The following is a 24,815-nucleotide window of genomic DNA, read 5'->3' as shown; positions in this document are numbered from 1 at the left end:
CAGTACGCCGTGACGGGACTTGCGGTGAGCTGCCGACGGGTGGTGCAGATCTACCGGGGCGAGGCCGGCGACGTGGTCGCGCTCTCCGGCGTCGACCTGCGGATCAACCCCGGGGAGATGCTCGCCCTGGTCGGCCCGTCCGGCTCCGGCAAATCGACCCTGGTGGCGCTGCTCGCCGGACTGATGCGCCCGTCCGCCGGCCGGGTCAGCGTCGGCAGCTACGACCTGGGCAAACTCTCCGACCGGGAGGTCGCCCGGTTGCGGGGCACCCAGATCGGCGTGGTGCTGCAGGGTGCCGCCCGCAACCTGCTGCCGTACGCGACGTTGCGCCGCAACGTCTGGCTGGCCCAGCGGCGGGCCGCCGCCACCGCCGGCATCGACCTGGACGACCCGGACCGCATCCTCGACCTGGTCGGGTTGCCCGGCCGCGGCAATGACCGGCTCGCCGAGCTGACGCCGGGCGCCCGGCAGCGGGCCGCGCTCGCCGTCGGCGTCGCCGCCTCGCCCGGCCTGCTGCTGGTCGACGAACCGACCAGTCAACTCGACACCCGCGGCCGCGACGAAGTGCTCGACGCGCTGGAGACGATCAACCGGGAACGGGAGACCACGATCGTGGTGGTGACCCACGACGCGCAGGTTGGTGCCCGGCTCGGTCGGGCGGTGACCATCCGGGACGGCCGGGTCGGCGCCGAGGGCCGCGACGGTGAGGACTTCGCGGTGGTGGCCGGCGACGGTACGGTGCAGCTGCCGCCCGAGGTGCTCGGCGACTTCCCACCCGGCACCCTGCTGCGGGTGGCCCAGGCCGACGGCGCGGTCACCCTGGTCGTGGGCGGGTCCGCCCCGCCCGGTCTGCTGCCCGACGGCGTCGACGGCACAGGAGTCTGAGTGTTCGCACTGCTCGTCGGCGCGGTCCGGGCCCGGGCCGGCCAGGCCGTCGCCCTGCTGGTGCTCACCGCACTCGCGGTCACCGCCACCACCGCCGCCCCCTGGTACGCGGCGGCGACCACCCGTACCGTCGCCGAGGCCGCGGTCGACGCGGCCGGCCCCAACCTGCTGGCCGCCCGCGCCACCGGCCGGGTCGCCGCCACCGCCGCCGAAGTCGCCGCCGACCAGCAGGTCGACCCGGCCGCCGGAGACCGCACCGAACTCGACGCCACCGGCGCCGACCTGGTCGACCGGGCCCGGGACGCCGGCGCCGAGCGGATCGGCTACCCGGGCTCGGCGGCGAGCAGTTCGGTGTGGAGCACCGGGACCGTCGCCAGCGGCCAGGCCGCGCTGGCCGCCAACCTGACGCACCGGGAGCAGGTCTGCGAACACCTGACCGTCACCGGCACCTGCCCGCAGCGCCCCGGCGAGGCGTTGCTCAGCGCACGCAGCGCCGAACGGCTCGGCGTCGGGGTCGGCGACCAGGTCACCCATCGGGCGAGCCGCAGCGCACCGGTGCTCCTCACCGTCACCGGGACCTACCAGGTGACCGATCCGGGCGAGCCGTACTGGGCGTTCGACGACCTCGGCGGCGGCGGTACCGACGCCGACAACGGTGACCCGGTCTTCGCCACCGCCGGCACGCTGGCCGCCGTACCGGCGGACAACCTCTTCGCCGCCCACCACCTGGTGCTGCCGGCCGCCGCCTACCTCGCCGGAGTCGACCTGGCCACCGAGGTCCGTCGTTCCGACGGTGGTGGCGTCGTCGGCCGTTGGCAGGTCCGCACCGACGCGGCGATCCTGGTGGACCAGATCGCCCGCCACCGCCAACTGGTCGAGCTCGGTGTCGCCGTCGCCGCCGGGCAACTGCTGCTGCTGTCCTGGTTCGCCCTGTTCTTCGCCGTCCGACACACCGCCGAACACCGCCGCCCTGACCTGGGACTGGTCAAACTGCGCGGCGGTGCCCGGTGGCGGGTGTGGCTGCTCACGGTGGGCCAGAGCGGGCTGCCGATGATCGTCGGCGCGCTGTTCGGTGCCGCCGCCGGCCTGGCGGCCGCCCGGCTGCTCGCCGGTGCCGGCCCGGACCCGGAGCAGGTCGGCTCCGCCGCCCGGCTAGCCCTCGCCGCGACCGGCACCGCCGTCGCCGGCGCGCTGGTCGCCGCGATCGCCGCCGACCTGCGCAACGCCCGTGCCGGAGTGGTGGATCTGCTCCGGCACGTGCCGGCCCGGCAGCGCGGCTGGCGGGCCGATGTCGTCGACCTGATCGCGGTGGCCGTCGCCGGGGCCGGGCTCTACCAGGCGTACGTCGGCGCGGCTGAGCCGGACGAGGCCGGTGCTCTGGTGCTGCTCGCCCCGGCGTTGCTGGCCCTGGCAATCGCGCTGATCGCCGGCCGGGCGGTCACCCCGGTGGCCGGCCGGGCCGCGGCGGCCCTGCTGCGCGCCGGTCGGCTGCCCGCCGCGCTGGCCGCGTTGCACCTGGCCCGCCGGCCGGGGACCGCGCGGCTGGTCGCCCTGCTCACCGTCGGGGTGGCACTGCTCGGCACCGCGATCGGCAGCTGGACCGAATCGGTCTCCGCGCGGGCCGTCCGGGCCACCCACGCCACCGGTGCCGACCAGGTGCTCACCGTGCAGGCCCGCAGCCGGGCCCACCTGCTGGCCGCGGTCCGCACCGCCGACCCGTCCGGCCGGTACGCGATGGCGGTGGTCGGCAACAATCCCGGGTCGGCCCAGTACGTGCTCGCCGTCGACGCCTCCCGGTTCGCCCAGGTCGCCGCCTGGCATCCCGGCTACGGCCAAGCAGCCGCCGACGTCGCCGCCGCGCTCACCCCGCCGGTCAGCGAGGTCCGGGTCGGCGACGGACCCCTGGTCCTGACCGCCGCCGGGCCGGACGAGGTGCCGGTGAGCGTCGTCGCGCACCTGGTCGACCCGGCCGGAGACCCGGTGCAGGTGGTGTTCGGCCCGCTCGGCACCGATCGTGCCGAGCACCCCGCCACCGTGACCGGATGCGGCCCGGACGGCTGCCGGCTGGCGTCACTCGAACTGGTCCAACCGGCCTGGAACGGCGTACCGGTGCTGGCCGAACCCGATCTCACGATCACCCTGCACGATCTGGCCGGTGCCACCACACCCCGGCTGGACGCGGCGTACCTCGGCGACATCGGAAACTGGCGTGGCGCGGTCTCCGGTGGTGCCCTCGGCCCCCGGATCAGCGCCGGGCCGGACGGCGTCACCCTCATCACCCCGCCACCGGGCGGGGTGTACCGGGAGCGGTCCACCCGGATCCATCCGATCGACGCGCCGGTGCCGGTGCCGGTGGTGCGCTCCGGGCCGGAGCTCGCCCCGGACGTCCCGGGCGAGCCCCGGCTCGCCGTGTTCGGCGGTGCCGAACTGCCGGTGCGGTACGTGTCGGTGGCCGCCGCGTTGCCGCAGGCCCGCCAGCGCGGGTACCTGGTCGACCTGGAACGGGCCGACCGGCTGGCCGACGGAGCCGGTTCCGGCGACGTGCCGCAGGTCTGGCTCGCCCCCGACGCGCCCGGGGACCTGACCGACCGGCTCGCCGCCGAAGGGTTGACCATCATCAGCACCGATTCCCGGGCGGCGGTGATCGAGCAGCTCGGTCGCCAGGGTCCGCCATCGGCGCTGCGGTTCCAGCTGGCCGCCGGACTGATCGGGCTGCTGCTGGCGGCCGGGGCGCTGGCGGTGGTCGCCGCCGTGGAACGCGACGACCGGGCCGCCGAGTTGGCCGCTCTGCGGGCGCAGGGGCTACCGGCCCGCGCCGTCACCCGGATCGCCTACGGCGGGTACGCCGTCGCCGTGACGCTCGCGGTGGTCGTCGGCCTGGTGGCCACCGTGCTCGCCCAGCTGCCGATCCGGCAGACGATGCCGATCTTCGTCGACAACTGGGCCGCACTGCCGCTGCGGATCGGTCCGCAGGCCGTCCCGTTGCTGGTCAGCGTGCTCGTGGCGGCAGGGGTGCTCGGTGCGGCGGCCGCGTTCGCCGGTGCCCGGCTGGTCCGGGCCGTCGACTTGCGGGTCGGTCCGCCGGCCGGTTCCCGGGTCGGTCCGCCGGCCGGTTCCCGGGTCGGTCCGCCGGCCGGTCCGAACCCGCCCACGGCCGGCGACCGGGACGGAGACGTCGAATGATCCCGCTGCTGCTGTCGATGCTCGCCGCCCGGCGCGGGCAGGCGCTGGTCGTCTTCCTGCTGAGCGCGTTCGCCACCGCCGCCGCGGTGACCGGCCCGGCGTACCTGGCCGCCGCCGACCGGGCCGTCGTGGCGGCGGAGCTCGACGCGGCCGACCGCGGCGACCGCACGGTCAGCCTGTCCATCCCCGACGTGTTACCCGGGGAGGAAGCCGGCCTCCTGGCGGTCACCGGCGCCGTGCTCGACCTGCCCGGCTTCCGCACCGTCTACACCGTACAGATGCCGATGCTCGGGCTGGAACCCGTCGCCACCGACATCTCCTACCTGGTCTTCCGCGAGGACGTCTGCGCCAACCTGCGGATGGTCGCCGGGCGTTGTCTGATGTCGCCGAACGAAGTCGTGATCGGGGCGGACACGGCCCGGCGACTGGACCTGGCCCTGGGCACCCCGGTCACCATCACCTGGGCCGAGTACGTCCCGCCGCAGCGCATCTACCGCCCGGGCGGGGCGCCGGCCGAAATCACCGTCGTGGGTGTCTACGAACCGGTGGACCCGGACGCGCTCTACTGGGGCCGGACGCCGTACTTCGTACCCGGCGCCCTGGACGCCTACCGCGAACCGGTATTCACCAGCCGGTACGTTGTCGACGCCATGGACCGGCGCAGCGACTACCGGGGTGTGGACGCGCTGGCCGAGGCCGACGCGTTGGGACCGGACCGGCTGGCGGGCCTCAGCGAGCAGTTGGCCCGGCTCGCCGAGCAGGTTCGCGCCGACGGCGCCGGGTACGTCTACTTGTCCGACGACGTCGGACCGCTGCTGGAGCGGATCTCGTCGGCCCAGGCGCTGACCCGGCAGGTGGTGCCGGTCGCGGCCGTCCCGCTGGTGATCCTCTGCCTGTTCGTCGTCTTCGTCGCGGTCGCCGCCGGTACCGTGGCCCGCCGTACCGAGCTGGGCCTGATCGCGCTGCGCGGGATCCCCCGGCGGACCCGGTGGACGCTGGCCGCCGGTGAGCCAGCGGCCGCCATCGCCCTCGGCGCGCCGGTCGGCTACCTGCTCGGCTCGGTCGCCGTCGGGCTGCTCGCCGGCCTGCGCCTGGAGGAGGGCCGGTTCGCCCCGGTCACCTCGGGCGCGACGGTGCTGGCCGGCTGCGCCACGTTCGTCGGTGCGCTCCTCGCCGTGCTGGCCGCCCAGCGCCGGGAGCTGGCCAGCCCGGTCGTCGAGCTGCTGCGCCGGGTGCCGGCCCGGTCCCGTCTCTGGACCTCGTTGCTGGCGGAGACGGTGATGGTGGCCCTGACCGTGGTCGCCGTGGTGCAGCTGCGGCTGTTCGACAGCCAGCTGATCGGCGTGTCGCTGCTGGTGCCGGCGTTGATCGGGGTCACGGTGGCGTTGCTGGCGGCGCGGGTGGTGGCGCCGCTGACCGGCCGGCTCGGCGCGGTCGCGCTGCGTCGGGGCCGGCTCGGCCCGGCGCTGGGGCTGCTGCACCTGGCCCGGCAGCCGGCCAGCCAACGGCTGTTCACCCTGCTCACCGTCACCGTGGTGCTGACCGGCTACGCGGCCAGCGCGTTCGACGTGGCCCGCCAATCACGGGCGGCGCTGGCCGAGGTGCGCAGCGGCGCGGACCGGGTGCTGACCCTGCTGCCCGTCGACGCCGGCACGCTGCTGACGGCCGTACGGTCGGTCGACCCGACCGGCGAGTACGCGATGGCGGTCGGCTTCGCCGACACCGACGCGGACGCCCCGGCGCTGCTCGCCGACACGTCGGCGCTGGCGGCGACCGCCCGCTGGCGACCCGAGTTCGGCCCGGCCGGCCCCGCTGACGTCGTTGAGGCGCTGCGCCGACCGGCCGCCACCGCGCCGATCACCGTCAACGGGACGGAGATCTCGGTGGACCTGGTCGTCGTCGACGCCGCCCCGGAGCAGCCCGGCCCGTCGGCGGATCCGGATCAGCCCGACCCGCAGAGCACCGGTCCGGCCGACGATGTGCGGTTCACCGTCCACCTGCGGTCGCCGCCGGGCGGCGCGGCGGCCGAGGCCACGTTCGCCCGGCTGGGACGGCACACCTACCGGATTCCGGTCGAGTGCGCCGACGGATGCCAGCTCGCCGGGCTGTCCGTCCGGCTCGAACCGGGCACCGCCGGTGCGGTCGACCCGGACACCGAGACCGATCCACGGGTCCGTGAGGTGACCCTCACCGACCTCTCCGTCAACGGGGAGCGGCTACTCGGGCCGGCGGAGCTCACCGACGAGCAGCGCTGGCGTGATCCGTCCGGTGGCCCGTCCGAGGCCGGGCCGGACGGGCTGCGACTGCTCGCCGGTGGGGCCGCCCCCGACCCGTGGGCGCTGCCGGCCGACACGCCGTACCCGCTGCCCGCGGTGACCGCCCTGGCCGACGACCGGCCGCCCGGGCTGAACCCGACCACGGCGCTGCTGCCCACCGGTGCGCAGCTGACGTCCGAGGTCGACCCGGTCCCGGCGCTGCCGGCGTTGGGCGACCAGGGCTTCCTGGTCGACATGGAGTACGCCGTACGGGCGGTGCCCGAGAAGACCGGGCTCGAAACGGCCCAGGTCTGGCTCGGTCCGCGGGCACCGGCGGACATCGCCGAGCAGTTGGACGCGGCCGGGCTCACCGTTACCGGCGAGTTCACCCCGGAGCAGATCCGGGCCGGGTTGGACCGGCAGGCACCGGCCCTGGCGATCTGGTTCCACCTGCTCGCCGCCGCCCTGGCGGTGATCCTCGCCGGCTCCGGGATGGTGCTGCTGGCCATGGTCGAACGGCGCCGTCGTGCCGAGGACCTGACCGCGTTGCGGACCCAGGGACTGCCGTCCCGGTCGGCGGCCGGCTCGCTGCGCTGGAGCGGTCTGCCCGCAGTGCTGCTGGCCGCGGCGACCGGGCTCGCCGGTGCGCTGCTCGCCTGGTGGCTGAGCGGCAGCTACCTGCCGGTCGCCGTCGAGGAGGCGGTCCCGCTGGCCCCGGTGCGCTGGCCCCGGCCGGTCGCCGTGCTGCTCCCCGTGATCGGCGTCATGCTGCTGTTCGGGGCGGTGGCGCTGGCGTTGGGACGCGCCCTGCGCGTGCGAGACTAGGTAACCATGAGCGACCCACGTACCACCCCGTCGATTTTCACTCGCGGCGCGGTAGACCTCAGCTCGCTGCGCAGCGCAGCGCCGGCCGGCGGGAACCGGCCGGACGGGACCCCGACCCGGGCCGGTGGCGGCCCGGCGGCCGGCGCACCGGCGGCAGCCGGTGCTGTCATCGACGTCACCGAGGCGACCTTCCAGACCGAGGTTCTCGAACGGTCGATGACCACACCGGTGGTCATCGACTTCTGGGCCGAGTGGTGCGAGCCCTGCAAGCAACTGTCGCCGCTGCTGGAGCGACTCGCGGCCGAGGGCGGTGGCGCCTGGACGCTGGCCAAGATCGACGTGGACAGCAACCAGCGCCTGGCGCAGATGTTCCGGGTGCAGAGCATTCCCATGGTGTACGCCGTCGTCGGCGGCCAGCCGGTTGACGCGTTCGCCGGAGTGGTGCCGGAGGCCCAGCTGCGGCAGTGGATCGGCGCTGTGCTCAAGGCTGGCGGCGTCACCGTCGAGGAGCCGGAGAATCCGCTGCTCAACGCCGCCGACGAGGCGCTGATGATGGGCGACCTGGACGCCGCGGAGCAGGCCTACCGGAAGATCCTCAACGAGGCGCCGGCGGACACCGCCGCCGAGGCCGGGCTGGCCCAGGTCGCCCTGGCCCGCCGGGTGCAGGGGGTGCAGCCGGCAGCTGCGCTCGACGCGGCGGCGTCGGCACCGGACGACGTACCGGCTCAACTGCTCGCCGCCGACGTGGAGGTGCTCGGCGGTCAGGCGGAGCAGGCGTACCAGCGGTTGATCGACCTGGTCCGGCGCAGCGCCGGTGACGACCGGGAGACCGTCCGCAAACACCTGGTGTCGCTGTTCACCATGGCCGGTCCGGACGACCCGGCGGTGACCAGGGCCCGCCGGGCGCTGGCCAGCGCACTGTTCTGAGCCCCGCCGATGCGCCGGATCGCCGTACTGGACGCACCGTCGAACCTCGGTCTGCGACCGCCGACCGGGACGTCGGTGCCGGGCTGCGCGAAAGCGCCCGGCGCACTGCGGGACCATCAGCTGGTGGGTCGGCTCGGCGCCCGCGACGCCGGGTGCCTGACCCCGCCCCGGTACGACCCGGCGGACTGGCGACCCGGAGACGGGGTCTGCCACGCCGGGTCGATCTCGGCGTACACGATCGCCCTCGCCGGGCGGATCGGTGCCGTCATCGACGCCGGAGAGTTCCCGGTGGTGCTGGGCGGTGACTGCTCGATCCTGCTCGGCGGGGCGCTCGCCATGCACCGGCTCGGCGAGGCGGTCGGTGGGCGGATCGGCCTGGTCTACGTCGACGGGCACTCCGACTTCCGGCATCCCGGCAACGCCTCGTACGTCGGTGCGGCAGCCGGCGAAGGGCTGGCCCTGGTCACCGGCCGGGGCCAGCCGGACCTGGCGGGGATCGAGGGCCGCCGGCCGTACTTCCGTGACATCGACGTCGTGGTGCTCGGCATCCGGGCCCAGGACGAGTACCGGCTGGATCTGCAGGCGGCCGGGATCGTCACCCGACCGGTGCCCGAGCTGCGTGCGGAGGGGGCGGCGCGCAGCGCCCAGTGGGCCCGTGACCAGCTGGCCGACTGCGCCGGCTACTGGGTGCATGTCGATGTGGACGTGCTCGACCCTGCGGTGATGCCGGCGGTCGACGCGCCGGACCCGGGCGGCATCGCCTTCGCCGAGCTGGAGCTGCTGCTCGCGGACCTGGTCGACACCCCGCACTGCCTCGGCGTCGAATTGACCGTGTTCGACCCCGACTACGACCCGGACGGCAGCTACGCCGCCGACATCGTCTCGACCCTGGTGGCCGGGCTGCGACCGGTGCACGCCGACCGCGTTCCGGTTGAGGAGGCACCGTCACCGGCAGCCGATTCGACTGTTGCCGCCCCTGCCGATCAGGAGGCACCGGCGGTTGCCGGGCTGCGGCCGGCGGTGCCGCCTCCAGCGGTGACCTTGACGGTTGCGGATCGGAGCGCACCAAATGGTGGGGCGGCCAAGCCCGGACGGCTACGGCGGCAGACGCCGTCTCCGCGACCACCTGATGCTGAATCTCCCGGGCCGTTAGCGCAACAACCGCCGGCGCCGCCCGCCACTGACACCTGAGCTGAGACGCGGCTGCCTACCGGACGTCTGACTCGCGCACCGAGACGAACAGAGCAGCCTGCGGGTCCCGCCGGATATCGGTGAAGGCATGCGGCGGTAGTTCGGTAGCCTGCTATCCGTGGCCAGCCGCTCATGGATGACGCTTGCGAGCTGGACGGTCGTCGGCTCGGCGATCGAGGATCTGGACCCGGTGTGCGCGGAGCAGCTTGGCGGGTAGGGCCTCGGCAAGCTGCTCGGCGGTGACGCTCGGACCCACGTGCTAGTCGGTCAGTGGGTGTCGGGGGTGAGGGTGGAGAGGAAGGACGTCCAGCCGGCGGGGGAGAAGGTGAGTGCCGGGCCGGCGGGGTCTTTGCTGTCGCGTACGAGGACTGTGGCGGGGACGTTGGTGGCGACCTCGACGCACGAACCTGTGCTGTCCGAACGCGTTGACTTGCGGTACTTCGCTGTGGCCAGGACCTCTGGGGAGAGCGCGTCACGACTACTGGGCACTGGATAGCTCCTTCGCTCTCTGGTTGATCAGGTTCCTGGATGCGGTTTCGTTCAAGGCGGAGCGGTTGATGGCTGCCGCGGCGGCCTCGAATCGGACGATGTCGGATGGTTTATGGGTCAGGAGGTGGCCGGTGAAGTTGTCCATGTAGGCCGTTGCCGGCCCGCCTTGCTCCGGGAACGTTATGACCGCGAACGGCCCCGTGTCGATGCCGTAGTGCGCACCGAGGCTGAACGGCACGACCCGGACGGAGACGTTCGACAGGGCACCCCGCTCATTGATCTGCTGCAGTTGGCGGGCCATCACAGCTGGTCCACCGATGGTGCGGTGCAGCACGGCCTCGCCGAGCACGACGGTGAAGTCGACGGGATTGTCTGATCTTGTCAGGATCTCCTGCCGGCGCATCCTGACAGCGACGCGACGCTCGAACTCGGCATCTGCGGCTTTCGGGCCGTCGGAAGCCGAGATCCGAAGGATCTCCCGCGCGTATTCCTCGGTCTGCAGGAGTCCGTGGACGCGCTCGCCCTCGTAGGCCCATACCGATTGAGCTGCGGCCTCCAGGCCGATGTACATGTCGAAGCCGGGTGGGAGCACGTCGCGGAATCGTGAGAACCAGCCCTTGACCCTGGTGGCTGCTGCCAACGCCAGCATCGTTGCCGTGGTCTCATCGTCCGCGCCGAACAACTCGGCCAGGGACTTCACGTCGTGGTCCTTGACCCGTACGCCGGGCAGGCCGTTGATGATCCGGTGGGCGGTGGGACGGGCGCGCTCCATGTGCTGCGCGGCCTGCTCGATCGTGATCGGGGTCCCGTCCTTGTTCCGTGCCTGTTTGCGCAGGTTCTGCAGCATCAGCGCCAGGCGCTGACGAGCCACGGCCGCGCCGGCATCGTCTCCGTCGACTGCCACTGTGGAGCCCTCCCTCCCGTGCGTGCTGCCACCCCTGGCGACCGCGTCCGGCAAAAATTTAACACTGCACCCGAACGATCTTGATCGAGCGTAGCCGCCCGCTGCGGCTACCTCTCCGGCCACATGGCAAAACCATGAAGTCAAAAATTGAATGTTGCGGTTTTGCGTGATCGATGGTTGACTCTGTGCCGGAACGACCTTCGTGGACGGTTGATCAACTGGCCGGCTACCGGGTAGCGGGGAACGGCGAGTGTCTTGATCGTTTTCCCGCTGCGTTTCGCTGAAATCCCAGGTGACCGGGCGGGTCGCGGTAACGATCCGCCCGGCCATCCCCAGCCCAATCGGAAGGGTTGATCATGGTGGCGCTTGGTGCCCTGGTTTCCGGAATCCTGCTCGGGTTCTTCGTCGGGTTGTTCAGCTTCAAGATCAAGTCGCGGTGGTGTCCCGACTGCGGTCGGACGACGGTGCCCGCCGCCGATCGGTAGCGTGCCGGCCGACCGTTCACCGGCCGATCCCCGGCCCGGTGACGAGTTGATCATCGATGGCGGGGCGAGTGTGCAGTTCGCGGCCGGGCGGGGTTTCCGGTTCCGGGTGACGACAGTAGACAAAAAGCTGACGTACGACGGCTGGGTGTGGCTCACCGGGTATGTGTTGGCAGCCGACGGCGAGGCCCGTGAACGTCGGGAGATCTTCGTCCAGCGAGATGGTCTCCGCTGGGCACCGCGTCCACGCCGACATCACTGACCTTTCCTGCTGGGGCGGCGGCACCACTGCGACGCGAAACCGCGCGCTCTCCATCCGTACTTCTGAAGGTTTTCGACTGTGTGAAAGGTGGTTCCTGCTGTGCGTAGGTTCCTTGACCTGTTCCGGCGGGCTCCGGTGCGGAGCCGGCGTAACCGGCGGTTGCTCGCCGAGATCGCCCGCCACAACCGGCGGCCGGCCGACGCCGATGCCGGTCAGCGCCGGCCGGTGCGGCCCGCCCCGAACACCGCCGGTCACTTGTACGGGCGGCCGGTGCGGCCGTCGATCAGCCCTGGCATGGTCCGCGACCGCGCGTTCGGCGACCGTGTCCGGCGTGGCTGCGACCCGGTCGAGGTGCGGGCGTTTCTGCACCTGGTGGCCGACGAGTTGACCGCGCTGCGCGCCGAACTGACCGCCACCCGGGAGGAGAACGTGCGGGTCAAGCAGGCGTTGCGGGACTGGCAGTCGCAGCAGTTCGAGCAGACCCACCGGTTCGGGGCGGGGGTGGCGGCGTGAACGGCGTCAACAAGGTGCCGGCCGGCTCACTGCACATCGTCGGGTATGGATCCGAGCGGCGGCGGGCGCAACGGGTGTTCACCGTCGCGAACCTCGACACCGGGCAGGTGGCGTCGACCAGCCTGGTGCCCGGCTCGTTCACGCCGTTGCCGACGCCGGGTGGGACGTGGTGGTTGCCGTACGCGCCGATCGTCACGGACCTCGCCCAGCGTGCCGGGGTGGCCGCCGCGACGTTGCGTGACCCGGACTTCCCCGACGAACCGGGCCGGCTGCCGTCTTCGGGGTTGACGCTGCCCCGGCAGTGGCAGCCCACCGTTCCGGAGCGGGATCGGCTGCGGTGGGAGGCGGTGGCGCTCGCCGAGCGGCCCGCCACGCCGTGGCTGGTGCTGATCGGCCGCAGCACTGCGCCGCCGCCACCCGGCGACCCGGGCCGGCTGCTCGGCCGGTTGTGCGCGCTCGCCGACCAGTTGCACGTCGACCTGGTCCTCGAAGTGCGGCCCAGCTCGATCGGGCGTGGGCTGAGCTGGGACGTCCGGTTCGAGCATGCCGGCGGTGCGGTGCCCGACTATCAGCACCGGTGGATCGCCGACCTGCCGACCGCGCTCGCCACCATCCCCGCCGAACGGGCGGTGACCGGCCTGACCGTCGCCAACCCGCAGCTGCCCGCCCACTACCTCACCGACGAGGCGTTGGCCGCGCGCCCGGTGCCGGTGGGGTTGGACGGGCACCCCGGCGGCCACGACCTGGACCAGGTCGAACGACGCATGATCGCCGACGCCGAGCAGCACGGCGGCGGGCAGGCCATCTGGCGTAACCGGCACTGGTGGCACACCAGCCTGCGACCCGCCGACACCCCCGGGACATTCGTGCGTGGCTGGGAGCCGCCGGCGCCGAAACACTGGGGCGAGCCGATCCCCGCCCACCCCTGCACGCGGTGCGCCGACCGGCCCGATCCGCCGTTCTGCCTGGACTGTTACGGCACCCGGCGGGTCCGGCGCGGCGCGGTGCTGACCGTCACCGACCTGCGTGGCCGGACCGTGCACCGCAACTGGCGACCCGACAGCGACCAGCCGCCGCCGACTCTCGTACCCGCCGACCGGCTGTCCGGCTCCACCGTGTGGCAGCTGCCCGAGCACTACCAGATCGGGGCGCTCGCGGCACAGTTCGGTGTGCGGCCGACCGACCTGACCGACATCGACGGCGAACACAGCATCGACCAGCACCTACGCCTGGGTGTCAGCCAGGTCCCCCACGGCGGCGGCGACCCGCTCGACGCGTACCTCGGTGAAGTCGGCGCCACCCACGACGGCGCCCGCATCATGGTCCTCGCCACCGGCTGGCCCGGCCCCACCCCCGACCAGGTCGCCGCCCTGATCCGCGGCCTCGGCCTCGCCCTCGACATCACCGTCATCGACCACCGCAACACCATCGGCCGACCCGAACTGTCCCAAGGCCACTCCTGGTCCGTCCGGGTCGTCGACCCCACCACACCCCTGGCCGTCGACCCCGTCCCCACCAGCGCCAGCCTGCCCGAAGCCGTCGCACTCTGCTACCGCTACCTGCACGGCGCACTGCGCGCCACCATCCACACCAACCCGGCCACGCCGATACCCGTCCCACAACAGCCCGCGACGGCCGGAACCCTCCCCGACACCACAACCTGCATCACCCAGCTACGCCGCCACGCCGCCACCCAACCCGGCCAGCCCGCCACCATCCGCCTCCACCCCGACGGCACCCACGCCCTCACCACAACCGAGACGAAGAAGACCTGGTCATGACGCTAGGAGCGCCAGGCCCCGACCATCTACCGTGGGGAGGTGGCGCGGGTACCGGTGGCCGGCACGTCGGGCGCAGGGAAGACCACCCAGGTCCGCTTCTACGACCGCTTTCACCATGTCGTCCTCAGCGCGCCGCTGGGGTTCTTCTCCAGCGAGTGATTCGTCGGACGAACCCCTATGGAAGAACTTCCGATCAGCACGCGGAGATCGCCGAGTACGTCCGGACCGTTGAGCCGCTTCTCAGACGTGGAGCCACCATCGAGCTTGCCGGACGTCAAACGATCTCCGAGCTGGCCGACGTCATCGAGAATCTGGTCAGGAAGCACTGATCCGCCGCGACTCGCGAAGTGCCCGACGGCGCGGCTGTCAGCGGCCGTACGACGAGCCGGGCAGGAGCAGTTTGAAGGCCGGATCGTACCCGGTGGGTTGGGTCAGTCGGTGGCGAGGCCACGTAGGAACCGCTCGGCGATCGGGACCGCCTGGCCGGAGCCGGAGCCGCCCTGCTCGACGAAGACGGCGAAGGCCAGGTCGCCCTGCCAGCCGATGAACCAGGCGTGCGTGTTCGCCGGGTCGTCGTCGTACTCGGCCGTGCCGGTCTTGCCATGCACCGGCTCGCCCGGCACGTCCCGCAACGCCTGCCCGGTGCCGTCGGTGACCACCTCACGCATCATCGTCCGCAGCGCCTGCACCGCCGCCGGGTCCAACTGCGGACCGTCCGGCACCGCCGACGGCGGCGTCGGCTCGACGATGAGCGTCGGCTGGCGCCACTGCCCCCGGACGACCGCAGCGGTGGCGCCGGCCATCGCCACCGGGCTGACCAGCGTGGTGCCCTGGCCGAAGGCGGCGGCGGCCCGTTCCGCCGGCGGGCCACCGGCGGAGACCGCGCCGGTGAACGCCGACACGCCGAGCCGCCACTCGCCTTCCAACCCGAGCAGCCGGCCCGCCTCGGCCAGCCCGTCCGCCTCCAACTGCGGGGCCAGCTCGACGAAAGTGGTGTTGCACGACTTGGCGAAGGCGGTCCGGAACGGCACCCGGCCCAGCTCGAAGCCGTCGGAGTTGGTGAACGTGCGCCCGTCGACGGTGGCCGTCTTCGGGCAGTCGACCGGCGCGTCCGGGTCGACCGCGCCGGCTTCGAGCAGGCCGAGCGCGCTGACCATCTTGAACGTGGAGCCGGGCGGGACCTGTGCGGTCAACGCCAGGTTCTCCGTACCACCGTCGGGGCCGTTGGCGACGGCGACCAGCGCGCCGTCGCTGACCCGCACCGCCACCAGCGCGGCGCGCTGCTCCTCGTCGGCCAGCGCGGCGTCGGCGGCGGTCTGCACGACCGTGTCCAACGTGGTCCGCAACGGCTCGCCCGGCCGGGCGTCGGCGCGGAACACCACCTCGTCGCCGGAGACGCTGCCGTCCGGAGCGGTCCCGACGATCTGCACCGAATACCCGGGTACGCCGCGTAGCCGCTCCTCGTACCCGCCCTGCAGGCCGCCGTGGCCGACCAGGTCGCCGGCCTCGTACCGGCCGGGGTGCGCCTCCATGTCCTGCCGCTGCACCGGGTCGACGGTGCCGAGCAGCGCGCGGGCGAACTCCCGGGTGGGGGCCAGGTCCCACTCCTGCCGGCGGAACTTGGTACCGGGCAGCTCGTAGATGCGGTCGCGGATCTGTTCGTACGCCTCCTCGCGCAGGGTGACCACCTCGACGAAGGCGTCCGGCTTCGCCGCGTCGAGCCGGTCCGCGAGCCCGGAGACGTCGACCGGCGGGCTGATCGCCGGTCGGATCGCCCGGAACGCGGCGTCGAGCTCGGCGGCCAGGGCGGCCGGGTCGTCGACCTCGCTGGGCTGTACGCCGACCACCACCACCGGGCGCGGCGCGACGATCGGCTGCCCGGCCCCGTCGAGGATGGCGCCGCGGGGCGGGGCGAGCCGGTTCAGTGCCAGCCGGTCGCCGCTGCCGAGCCGCTTGTGGACGATCGCCGGCTCCCAGATGATCTGCCAGGCGTCGTCGGCACCCCGGCGTAGCCGGACCGACGTCGGGTAGCTCCACCGGACGTCGCCGGGGAGCGTCCATTCGACGGCGATGGTGGCGGTCGCGATGTCCTCGGTCACCTCGGCGTCGCCGTCCGGGCGCAGCTGCGGCGGCGTGTCCTTCAGGTCCCCGGAGAGGGCGGTCAGCTCCTCGGCGACGTCAGTGGCGGGCACCCGTTCGCCGGCCGGGGTGATGAAGCCGATGTCGGTGAGGTCACCGGAGTGCCAGCCGTCGATGAAGGCCGAGACCGTGGCGTCCGGCCCGTCGTCGGAGGAGCAGCTGGTCAGTGCGGTGACGGCGAGTAGCAGCGCGGTCGCGACGGTCGCCTTGCGGCGCATGCGACGGCCCCCTTCCGGACGCATGGCGGACACCGGAACGGTAGTACGTGCGCGCATGGACCGCTGTCCCCCGGGGTACCGGATGAACCGTTGTCCCGTTTCGTCCAGACCATGTCACCCGACGTGGTCAGACGGTGTCGCCAAGCCGACGGCGGGGTGCCGGTGTGCCGTCGGAACGACGATCCGGGAGGAATAGGCTTGGCCGAGGTTGACCCCACAACGTGGTGGGGCCGAGGGGAGTCTGCGCCAATGAACCGCCGTCCGGTCACGAAGTCGAAACGTCAGGCCTCGGGCGGTGACGGGCAGCGTCGCCGGCAGAGCACCGGCCCGCACCGCCAGTCCGAGCCGGACCCGGACGAGGTGTTCGACCTCCAGACGTTCGCGCCGCCGGAGTCGGCGCTGGCCGCCGTGGTCGACGACACCGACGACACCGGGTACGACGAGCCGATGCCCAGCGCCGAGCGGCTGATCGCCCAGGCGGTGTCGCTGGCCGACACCGACCACGACGCCGCCTCCCTGGTGGACCGGTTCTGGCGGTTCGCCGCCGACGAGGAGCTGGTCGGCTGCCGCCCGCAGGAGATGCTCGACGCCGCCCGGGCACACCGGGAGCTGGCCGGGCACCGGCTGCCCGGCGAGTTGAAGCTGCGGCTGACCCCGCCCGGCGACGGCCGGCCGTACACGATCGTCGAGATCGTCACTGACGACATGCCGTTCCTGGTCGACTCGGTGACCGCGCTGCTCACCGAACGGCACTTCGACGTCCACCTGCTGGTCCACCCGCTGGTGGTGGTCCGCCGCGAACCACTCGGCCAGCTCACCGAGGTGGCGGCCGACGTCGAGCCGGACGACGCGATCGACGGCGACCTGGTGGAGAGCTGGATCCGGATCGAGATCGACCCGATCCGGATCGCCGGTGACCTGGACCGGCTGCGCCGCGACCTGCAGCGGGTCCTCACCGACGTACGGGAAGCGGTGGAGGACTGGCCCCGGATGCGGCAGCGGGCGCTGGCCCTGGCCGACGAACTCGACCGGGCCGAGCCCGGATCACCCGACGCGCCGCCGGTGCCGGAGAAGGACCTCACCGACTCGGTCGAGCTGCTGCGCTGGCTGGCCGACGACCACTTCACCTTTCTCGGCTACCGGGAGTACCGGCTGGTCGACAGCGCGGACGGGGACAAGGCGCTGGTAGCGGTGCTCGGTTCCGGGCTGGGCATCCTGCGCCAGGACCAGACCCGGCCGCGCCCGCTCACCTCGATGACCCCGCAGGCGGCGGCGAAGGCGCTGGAGCAGCGGCTGCTGATCATCACCAAGGCCAACTCGCGGGCCACCGTGCACCGGGCCGCCTACCTCGACTACGTCGGCGTCAAGGTCTTCGACTCGGCCGGGGCAGTGGTCGGCGAGCGCCGGTTCCTCGGGCTGTTCTCCACCGCCGCGTACCGGACCAGCGTGCAGGAGCTGCCGGTGGTCCGGCGCAAGGTCGCCGAGGTGCTGGAACGCTCCGGGCTCAGCCCGCGCAGCCACTCCGGCAAGGACCTGCTGCAGATCCTGGAGACCTACCCGCGCGACGAGCTGTTCCAGATCCGCACCGACGACCTCTACCACGCCGTACTCGGGGTGCTGCGGATGGCCGGCCGCCGGCAGCTGCGGCTGTTCCTGCGCTCCGACGGGTACGGGCGGTTCCTGTCCTGCCTGATCTACCTGCCCCGGGACCGGTTCACCACGCACAACCGGCTACGGATGCAGCAGATCCTGCTGCGCGAGCTCAACGGCGTCGGCGTCGACTACACCACCCGGGTCACCGAGTCGATGCTGGCCCGGGTGCACTTCATCGTGCGTACCGACCCGGCGTCGCCGCCCGCCGAGCTGGACCCGGACCGGCTCGCCGAACTGCTCGCCGAGGCCACCCGGCTGTGGGAGGACGACTTCCGGCTGGTGCTGGAACGCAAGCTGGGCGACGAGTCGGCCAAGTCACTGCACCGGCGGTACGCCGACGCCTACCCGGAGGGGTACAAGGAGGAGCACACCGCGTACGAGGCGGTCCAGGACCTGGCCAAGCTGGAGCTGCTGGAGGAGCCCGGCCAGCTGGAGATGCACCTGTTCCGGCCGCCCGGCGGCACCGGGGTCGACGAGCGTGACGTGCGGTTCAAGGTCTACCGGTACGGCGAACCGATGGTGCTGTCCGACGTGCTGCCGGTACTGCACTCGCTCGGCGTGCAGGTGATCGACGAACGGCCGTACGAGATCGACCGGGTCGACCAGCGGATCTACCTGTACGACTTCGGGCTGCGGCTGCCGGTCGGCGCTCGGGCGATGGCCGAGGTCCGGCCGCACGTGGAGAACGCGTTCTCGGCGGCCTGGCGCGGTGAGGCGGAGATCGACGGCCTCAACGAGCTGGTGCTGCGCGCCGGGCTGACCTGGCGGCAGGTGGTGGTGCTGCGGGCGTACGCGAAGTATCTGCGCCAGGCCGGCGCGGTCTTCTCCCAGGAGTACATGGAGTCCACCTTCGTCGCCTACCCGGCGATCGCCGCGCTGCTGATCCAACTCTTCGAAACCCGGTTCGCGCCGGGGCCCGACGTCGACGACGAGCGACGCCGCCGGCGCGGGCAGGAGCTGGTCGCCGTGATCGGCCGCCAGTTCGACGAGGTGGACAGCCTCGACCAGGACCGGATCCTGCGCAGCTACCTGACGCTGATCCTGGCCACCCTGCGGACCAACTTCTACCAGCGCGGCGCCGACGGCCGCCCGGTCCCGTACGTGGCGATCAAGCTGGACCCGCAGGCCGTCCCGGACCTGCCGGCGCCCCGGCCGGCGTACGAGATCTTCGTCTACTCGCCCCGGTTCGAGGGCGTGCACCTGCGCTTCGGTGAGGTCGCCCGGGGCGGGCTGCGCTGGTCGGACCGCCGGGAGGACTTCCGTACCGAGGTGCTCGGCCTGGTCAAGGCGCAGATGGTGAAGAACGCGGTGATCGTGCCGGTCGGCGCCAAGGGCGGCTTCGTGGTCAAGCAGCCCGGCGGTACCGCGCGCGGTCGGGCGGCGGCCGAGCCACCGGACCGGGAGGCGGCCCAGGCCGAGGGGGTGGCCTGCTACCAGCAGTTCATCTCCGGTCTGCTGGACGTCACCGACAACATCGTCGCCGGGCAGATCGTGCCGCCGCAGCGGGTGGTGCGCCACGACGGCGACGACCCGTACCTGGTGGTCGCCGCCGACAAGGGCACCGCGACCTTCTCCGACGTGGCCAACGCGATCTCGATCTCCCGGGGTTTCTGGATGGGCGACGCGTTCGCCTCCGGCGGGTCGGCCGGCTACGACCACAAGAAGATGGGGATCACCGCGCGGGGGGCCTGGGAGTCGGTCAAGCGGCACTTCCGTGACCTGGGGGTGGACGTCCAGCGGCAGGACTTCACGGTGGTCGGCATCGGTGACATGTCCGGCGACGTGTTCGGCAACGGGATGCTGCTGTCCGAACACGTCCGGCTGGTCGCCGCCTTCGACCACCGGCACATCTTCCTCGACCCGGATCCGGACGCGGCCACCTCGTACGCGGAGCGGCGGCGACTGTTCGACCTGCCCCGGTCGTCATGGGCCGACTACGACACCGGACTGATCTCGGCCGGCGGTGGCGTGTATCCGCGTACCGCCAAGTCGGTGCCGGTCAGCCGGCAGGTCCGCGCGGCGCTCGGCCTCGACGACGGGGTCGACCTGCTCTCCCCGCCGGAGCTGATCCGGGCGATCCTGCGCGCCCCGGTGGACCTGCTGTTCAACGGCGGCATCGGCACCTACGTCAAGGCCTCCGGCGAGTCGCACGCCGACGTCGGCGACAAGGCCAACGACCCGATCCGGGTCGACGGCCGGTCGGTGCGGGCGAAGGTGGTCGGCGAGGGCGGCAACCTGGGGCTCACCCAGCGGGGCCGGATCGAGTACGCGACCGCCGGCGGGCGGATCTACACCGACTTCATCGACAACTCGGCAGGCGTGGACTGCTCCGACCACGAGGTCAACATCAAGATCCTGCTGGGCGGCGCGGTGGCCGATGGCGAGCTGACCGTACCGCAGCGTGACGCGTTGCTCGTGGAGATGACCGACGAGGTCGCCGCGCTGGTGCTGCGGGACAACTACGACCAGGCTCGGGCCCTGGCCAACGCCTGCGCCCAGGCGCGTCCGCTGCTGCCGGTGCACCGGCGGATGATCACCGACCTGGAACAGTCCGGGCAGCTGGACCGGGAGTTGGAGGCGCTGCCGTCCGACGACGATCTGGCGGAGCGGATCCGCGCCGGCGCGGACGGGTTGACCCTGCCCGAATTCGCGGTGCTGCTCGCCTACGCCAAGATCTCCATCGAGGGGCAGGTGCTGGCCGACGGGCTGCCCGACGAGGCGTGGACCGACCGGGTGCTGGCCGACTACTTCCCGACGCCGCTGCGCGAGCGGTACGGCGCCCGGATGACCGACCACCGACTGCGCCGGGAAATCGTGGTGACCAGCCTGGTCAACGAGGCGGTCAACCGGGGCGGCATGTCCTTCGTCTACCGGACGATGGAGGAGACCGGAGCGTCGGCCGCCGACGTGCTGCGGGCCTACGTGGTGGTCCGCGACGTGTTCGGGCTCGACACGCTGTGGGCCGACATCGACGCACTGGACAATGTGGTCGGCACCGCCGCGCAGGTTTCGGTCTACCTGGAGAGCCGGCGACTGCTGGACCGGGCCGTCCGCTGGCTGGTCACCAACCGCAAGTCCCCGCTGGACGTGCCGGGAGAGACCGCCCGGCTGCGCGAAGGGGTGTCGCGACTGCTGCCGGAGCTGGGCGACTACTTCCGGGGCGACGAGCGGGAGTCGCTGCGGACCCATATCGACACCATGACCGGTCGCGGTCTGCCGCCGGATCTCGCCGACCGGGCCACTCGGATCATGTACAGCTTCGGGCTGCTCGACGTGGTGGAGACCGCCGCCGACACCGGCTGCGACGTCACCGAGGTAGCCTCGGTGTACTTCATGCTGTCCGAACGGTTCCGGGTCGACTGGCTGCTGAGCAAGATCTCGCTGCTGCCCCGGGGGGACCGCTGGCAGACGCTGGCCCGCACCGCGCTGCGCTACGACCTGTACGCCGCGCTGGCGGCGCTCACCGTCGAGGTACTCACCGCCACCCCGGGCGAGCTGGCGGTGCAGGACCGGGCCGAACAGTGGGAGCAGGACAACGCCAGCGCGGTGGCCCGGGTACGGCGGGCGATGGAGGACTTCGCCCACTCGCCGGCCGACCTCGCCGCACTGTCGGTGCTGCTGCGCCAGATCCGGACACTGGTTCGCACATCTTCGGCCAACTGACCACATCGGCCGGAAAAGCTGCATACTTTCGGCAGGGTAGACAGAGGCATTTCCGGGCGGGTGAACGGCTTCTCCATCAGGGCGGCGTGCGGGCCGTCCCGTACGGCAGGAGGCAGGCAGGATGCTGGACAAGCGTCTCTACCACCATCTGGTCAGCTGGCTGGGCCAGTGGCCGGCCGGCCGGGCGTTGCAGGTGGTCGGCTCGGAGCGGCGGGTCCGACCGGGCTGGGACGGCCGGCCGCATCCGGTGGTCGGCGTCGGGGCGCCCGGCGGTGCGGTGCTGTCCGTGCCACCCGACAAGGTCGAGGCGGTACGCGCGTTGACCGACCTGCCGCTCACCGATCTGCTGGCCAAGTTGCCCACCGCGGTCGGCCGTCCCGGCTGGCGGGCGCAGCGCACCGTGTTCCGGTACTGTCTGGCGCCGGCGCCGCTGCCCGACGCCGGGGACTGGATCGACTCCGCTGACGAGTCGTTGCCGCCCTGGCTGCGGCAGTTCACCAACCCGGTGCTGGTCGCCCGGGACGCCGACGGGACGTTCCTGGCCGGGGTCGGGCTGAAGCGGCACGACGCGCACGGCCAGGAGATCGCGGTCGGCACCGTACCGGCGGCGCGTGGTCGTGGCCTGGCCCGCCGGCTGGTCGCCCAGGCCGCCCGTCGGGTGCTCGACGGCGGTGCCGTCCCCACCTACCTGCACGCGGTGGGCAACGCCGCGTCGGCGAAGGTGGCCTCGGCCGCCGGGTTCCGCGACCGGGGCTGGACCGCGTACGGCATCTCCGCCGACTGACGTCCGGGCCGGCGTCGGGCCGAGCGGCGCCGGGGCGTGGATTCCGGGCCGGCTTCACCCGGTACGGGTGATGTCGTACCACCCGGTCGGCCGCGACCCTGCCACTGGGTGGAGGGAGCGGATGATGCCGCAGACGACGCAGCGGGAGCAGACCACACGGACCGCCTCGGCGCGGGAACCGATGGCGGCGACGCGGGAGTTCTTCGACCGCCTCGGCCGGAAGGAGAACGCGGCGCTGCTGCGACAGATCTCCGGGACCGTGCGATTCGACCTGGCACACGACGAACAGGTGGACTACTGGTTCGTCACCTTCGACAACGGCCGGGCCAGCCTGCTGCGCGAGCAGCGGGACGCCGAGAGTGTGCTGCGTACCGATCAGAAGGTCTTCGAAGGAATGGCCCGGGGCGAGATCAACCCGATGGCGGCGATGCTACGCGGCGACATCATGGTGCTCGGTGATCTCCGGCTACTGATCTTGATCGAGCGGATGATGCCCGGCCCGCCCGGTTCCCACGACCCACGCGCGTTCGCCCGGCGGGAAAGGAACGACTGATGACCGAGGGAATGGTCAGCATCCTGGACGGCAACACCTTCGTGGTCAGCGACAGCCAGGGCGACATCGACGCCTCCCCAGCGGCGCCCACCGGGCTCTTCTCGTTCGACACCCGGTTCCTGTCGAAGTGGCAGCTGACCATCGACGGCGAGCGGCTGTCCTCACTGTCGGTCGACGACCTGCAGTACTTCGAGGCGCGGTTCTTCCTGGTGCCCGGTGAGCCGACCCACTACGTCGACGCCGAGATGTCGGTGATCCGGCAACGCTGGGTGGGCGGCAGTTTCGACGAGGAGATCACCATCCTCAACCATGCCCAGGAGCCGATGGAGCTCGCGGTACGGCTGGAGGCGGGCAGCGACTTCGCCGACCTGTTCGAGATCAAGGACGTCCGGCACAAGGTCGGCAAGCACTACGCCCACGTCGACCGGGACTGTCTGCGGCTCGGCTACCAGCGGGAGAGCTTCCACCGGGAGACCGTGATCTCCAGCAGCGAGCCGGCGGCGATCGACGAGCACGGGTTCAGCTTCACCATCGTCATTGAGCCGCACGGCAAGTGGATCACCCACATCAAGGTGAAGACCACCGCGATCGGCCCGGACGGGCGGGATCTGCGTGAGGGAATGCTCGGGCAGCACTTCGACCGGGCCAAGCCGGAGATGCGCCGGGAACTGGACGAGTGGATCGCCCGGGCACCGCGGCTGGCCTGTGAATGCGAGCCGCTGGCATCGACGTACCGGCGGAGCCTGGTGGATCTGGCCGCGCTGCGCTACACCCCGTTGTCGCTGGCCGGGCAGTCGGTGCCGGCCGCCGGTGTGCCGTGGTTCGCCACCATGTTCGGCCGGGACAGCATCTTCACCAGCCTGCAGGCGTTGCCGTTCGCGCCGGAGCTGGCGGCGGCGACGTTGCGCCTGCTCGGCGGGTTGCAGGGCAGCAAACTCGACGACTTCCGGGACGAGGAACCGGGCAAGATCCTGCACGAGATCCGGTACGGCGAGTCGTCAGCCTTCGAGGAGCAGCCGCACACCCCGTACTTCGGCGCGGCCGACTCGACCCCGCTGTTCGTCGTGCTGCTCGACGAATACGAGCGGTGGAGTGGCGACGTCAAGCTGGTCCGGTCCCTGGAGGCGGAGGCCCGGCAGGCGCTGTGCTGGATCGACACCTACGGTGACCTGCTCGACAACGGTTACCTCTGGTACGAGCGACGCAACGTGGAGACCGGCCTGGAGAACCAGTGTTGGAAGGACTCCTGGGACGCGATCTGCTACCGCGACGGCCGGTTGCCCGGCTTTCCCCGGGCGACCTGCGAACTGCAGGGGTACGCGTACGACGCGAAGATGCGCGGCGCCCGGTTGGCCCGCGAGATCTGGCACGACCCGGGGTACGCCGACCAGTTGGAGCGGGAGGCGGCCGACCTCAAGCGTCGGTTCAACCGGGACTTCTGGGTCGCCGACGGGGAGTACTTCGCGCTCGCGCTGGACCCGGAGGGCGGCCAGGTCGACGCGTTGTCGTCGAACATCGGCCACCTGTTGTGGAGCGGCATCGTCGACGCCGGCAAGGCCAAGAAGATCGCCAAGCATCTGGTCAGCCCGCGGATGTTCTCCGGCTGGGGGGTGCGGACCCTGGCCGAGGGGGAGGGCCGGTTCAACCCGATCGGCTACCACGTCGGCACGGTCTGGCCGTTCGACAACTCGTTCATCGCCTGGGGGCTGCGCCGGTACGGCTTCGTCGAGGAGTCGGCCCGGATCGCCGACGGAATCATCAACGCCGCGCAGTACTTCAACGGACGGTTGCCGGAGGCGTTCGGCGGCTACGACCGGGCGCTGACCAAGTATCCGGTGGAGTATCCGACCTCCTGCAGTCCGCAGGCCTGGTCGACCGGGGCCACCCTGCTGCTGCTGCGGACCCTGCTCGGCCTGGAACCGCAGGGTGAGCATCTGGTGGTCGATCCGGCGTTGCCGATGAGCATGGGCCGGATCGAACTGCTGGACATTCCCGGTAGGTGGGGCCATATCGACGCGTTTGGTCGCGGCCGGATGGACATCCACCGCAAGGAGCGCCAGCCGGCCTGACCCGGGCCGTCCGGCCTGACCGGCATCCGGGCGTAGGGT

At 72.2% G+C, this 24,815-nt stretch carries 15 protein-coding genes; 12 read left to right on the top strand and 3 right to left on the bottom strand.

What is annotated here, in order from left to right:
* Positions 1–9: 9 nt before the first annotated feature.
* The 5 genes from O7629_RS20640 to O7629_RS20620 are packed head-to-tail and all read left to right on the top strand — an operon-like array spanning position 10 to position 9,266.
* On the top strand, positions 10–885 hold the full coding sequence (locus tag O7629_RS20640; protein ID WP_123603340.1) for an ATP-binding cassette domain-containing protein: 876 nt from the start codon (positions 10–12) through the stop codon (positions 883–885).
* Positions 886–4,068, top strand: a complete 3,183-nt coding sequence (locus tag O7629_RS20635; RefSeq protein WP_278171103.1) for an FtsX-like permease family protein — start codon at positions 886–888, stop codon at positions 4,066–4,068. It abuts the gene before it with no gap.
* Positions 4,065–7,148, top strand: coding sequence for an FtsX-like permease family protein (locus O7629_RS20630; protein ID WP_278171102.1), 3,084 nt, complete (start codon positions 4,065–4,067; stop codon positions 7,146–7,148). The genes O7629_RS20635 and O7629_RS20630 overlap by 4 nt, the downstream gene beginning before the upstream one ends.
* Before the next feature lie 6 nt (positions 7,149–7,154).
* Positions 7,155–8,075 carry a tetratricopeptide repeat protein gene (locus tag O7629_RS20625; RefSeq protein ID WP_278171101.1) on the top strand — a complete coding sequence of 307 codons (921 nt, stop codon included), beginning with the start codon at positions 7,155–7,157 and terminating at the stop codon, positions 8,073–8,075.
* 9 nt (positions 8,076–8,084) lie between these two features.
* Positions 8,085–9,266, top strand: a complete 1,182-nt coding sequence (locus O7629_RS20620; protein WP_347403685.1) for an arginase family protein — start codon at positions 8,085–8,087, stop codon at positions 9,264–9,266.
* 267 nt (positions 9,267–9,533) lie between these two features.
* Here O7629_RS20620 and O7629_RS20615 read toward each other — a convergent pair whose 3' ends face one another.
* On the bottom strand, positions 9,534–9,755 hold the full coding sequence (locus O7629_RS20615) for a DUF397 domain-containing protein (RefSeq protein WP_347403684.1): 222 nt from the start codon (positions 9,753–9,755) through the stop codon (positions 9,534–9,536).
* Positions 9,745–10,659, bottom strand: a complete 915-nt coding sequence (locus O7629_RS20610) for a helix-turn-helix transcriptional regulator (RefSeq protein WP_278171100.1) — start codon at positions 10,657–10,659, stop codon at positions 9,745–9,747. The genes O7629_RS20615 and O7629_RS20610 overlap by 11 nt, the downstream gene beginning before the upstream one ends.
* A 486-nt stretch (positions 10,660–11,145) precedes the next feature.
* On the opposite strand from O7629_RS20610, the gene O7629_RS20605 reads away from it, so the two are divergent.
* The 3 genes from O7629_RS20605 to O7629_RS20595 all read left to right on the top strand — a co-directional run bounded on the left by O7629_RS20605 (position 11,146) and on the right by O7629_RS20595 (position 13,697).
* Positions 11,146–11,403 (top strand): hypothetical protein, encoded by a 258-nt coding sequence (locus tag O7629_RS20605; RefSeq protein ID WP_278171099.1) that lies wholly within the window; start codon positions 11,146–11,148, stop codon positions 11,401–11,403.
* Between the two features lie 225 nt (positions 11,404–11,628).
* Complete coding sequence (locus tag O7629_RS20600; protein WP_278174606.1) at positions 11,629–11,916, top strand: hypothetical protein; 288 nt, start codon at positions 11,629–11,631, stop codon at positions 11,914–11,916.
* Positions 11,913–13,697, top strand: a complete 1,785-nt coding sequence (locus tag O7629_RS20595; protein ID WP_278171098.1) for a hypothetical protein — start codon at positions 11,913–11,915, stop codon at positions 13,695–13,697. The genes O7629_RS20600 and O7629_RS20595 overlap by 4 nt, the downstream gene beginning before the upstream one ends.
* A gap of 431 nt (positions 13,698–14,128) precedes the next feature.
* Here the strand turns inward: O7629_RS20595 and O7629_RS20590 are convergent, their stop codons facing one another.
* Entirely contained in the window at positions 14,129–16,054 is a 1,926-nt protein-coding gene (locus tag O7629_RS20590; protein ID WP_278171097.1) for a penicillin-binding transpeptidase domain-containing protein, read from the bottom strand.
* A gap of 249 nt (positions 16,055–16,303) precedes the next feature.
* On the opposite strand from O7629_RS20590, the gene O7629_RS20585 reads away from it, so the two are divergent.
* From O7629_RS20585 to O7629_RS20570, 4 genes are all read left to right on the top strand, one after another.
* Positions 16,304–21,370 carry an NAD-glutamate dehydrogenase gene (locus O7629_RS20585; RefSeq protein ID WP_278171096.1) on the top strand — a complete coding sequence of 1,689 codons (5,067 nt, stop codon included), beginning with the start codon at positions 16,304–16,306 and terminating at the stop codon, positions 21,368–21,370.
* Between the two features lie 121 nt (positions 21,371–21,491).
* A complete protein-coding gene (locus tag O7629_RS20580) occupies positions 21,492–22,154 on the top strand; it encodes a GNAT family N-acetyltransferase (RefSeq protein WP_278171095.1) in 663 nt (220 codons plus the stop codon).
* A gap of 124 nt (positions 22,155–22,278) precedes the next feature.
* A complete protein-coding gene (locus O7629_RS20575) occupies positions 22,279–22,707 on the top strand; it encodes an SCP2 sterol-binding domain-containing protein (protein ID WP_278171094.1) in 429 nt (142 codons plus the stop codon).
* On the top strand, positions 22,707–24,776 hold the full coding sequence (locus O7629_RS20570; RefSeq protein ID WP_278171093.1) for a glycogen debranching N-terminal domain-containing protein: 2,070 nt from the start codon (positions 22,707–22,709) through the stop codon (positions 24,774–24,776). The genes O7629_RS20575 and O7629_RS20570 overlap by 1 nt, the downstream gene beginning before the upstream one ends.
* The last annotated feature ends 39 nt before the right edge of the window (positions 24,777–24,815 follow it).

The organism is Solwaraspora sp. WMMD792, assembly GCF_029626105.1.
In the GTDB taxonomy this organism is placed as follows: domain Bacteria; phylum Actinomycetota; class Actinomycetes; order Mycobacteriales; family Micromonosporaceae; genus Micromonospora_E.
Note: the sequence above shows the minus strand (reverse complement) of the source record. Positions and strands in the feature narration are given on the sequence as shown.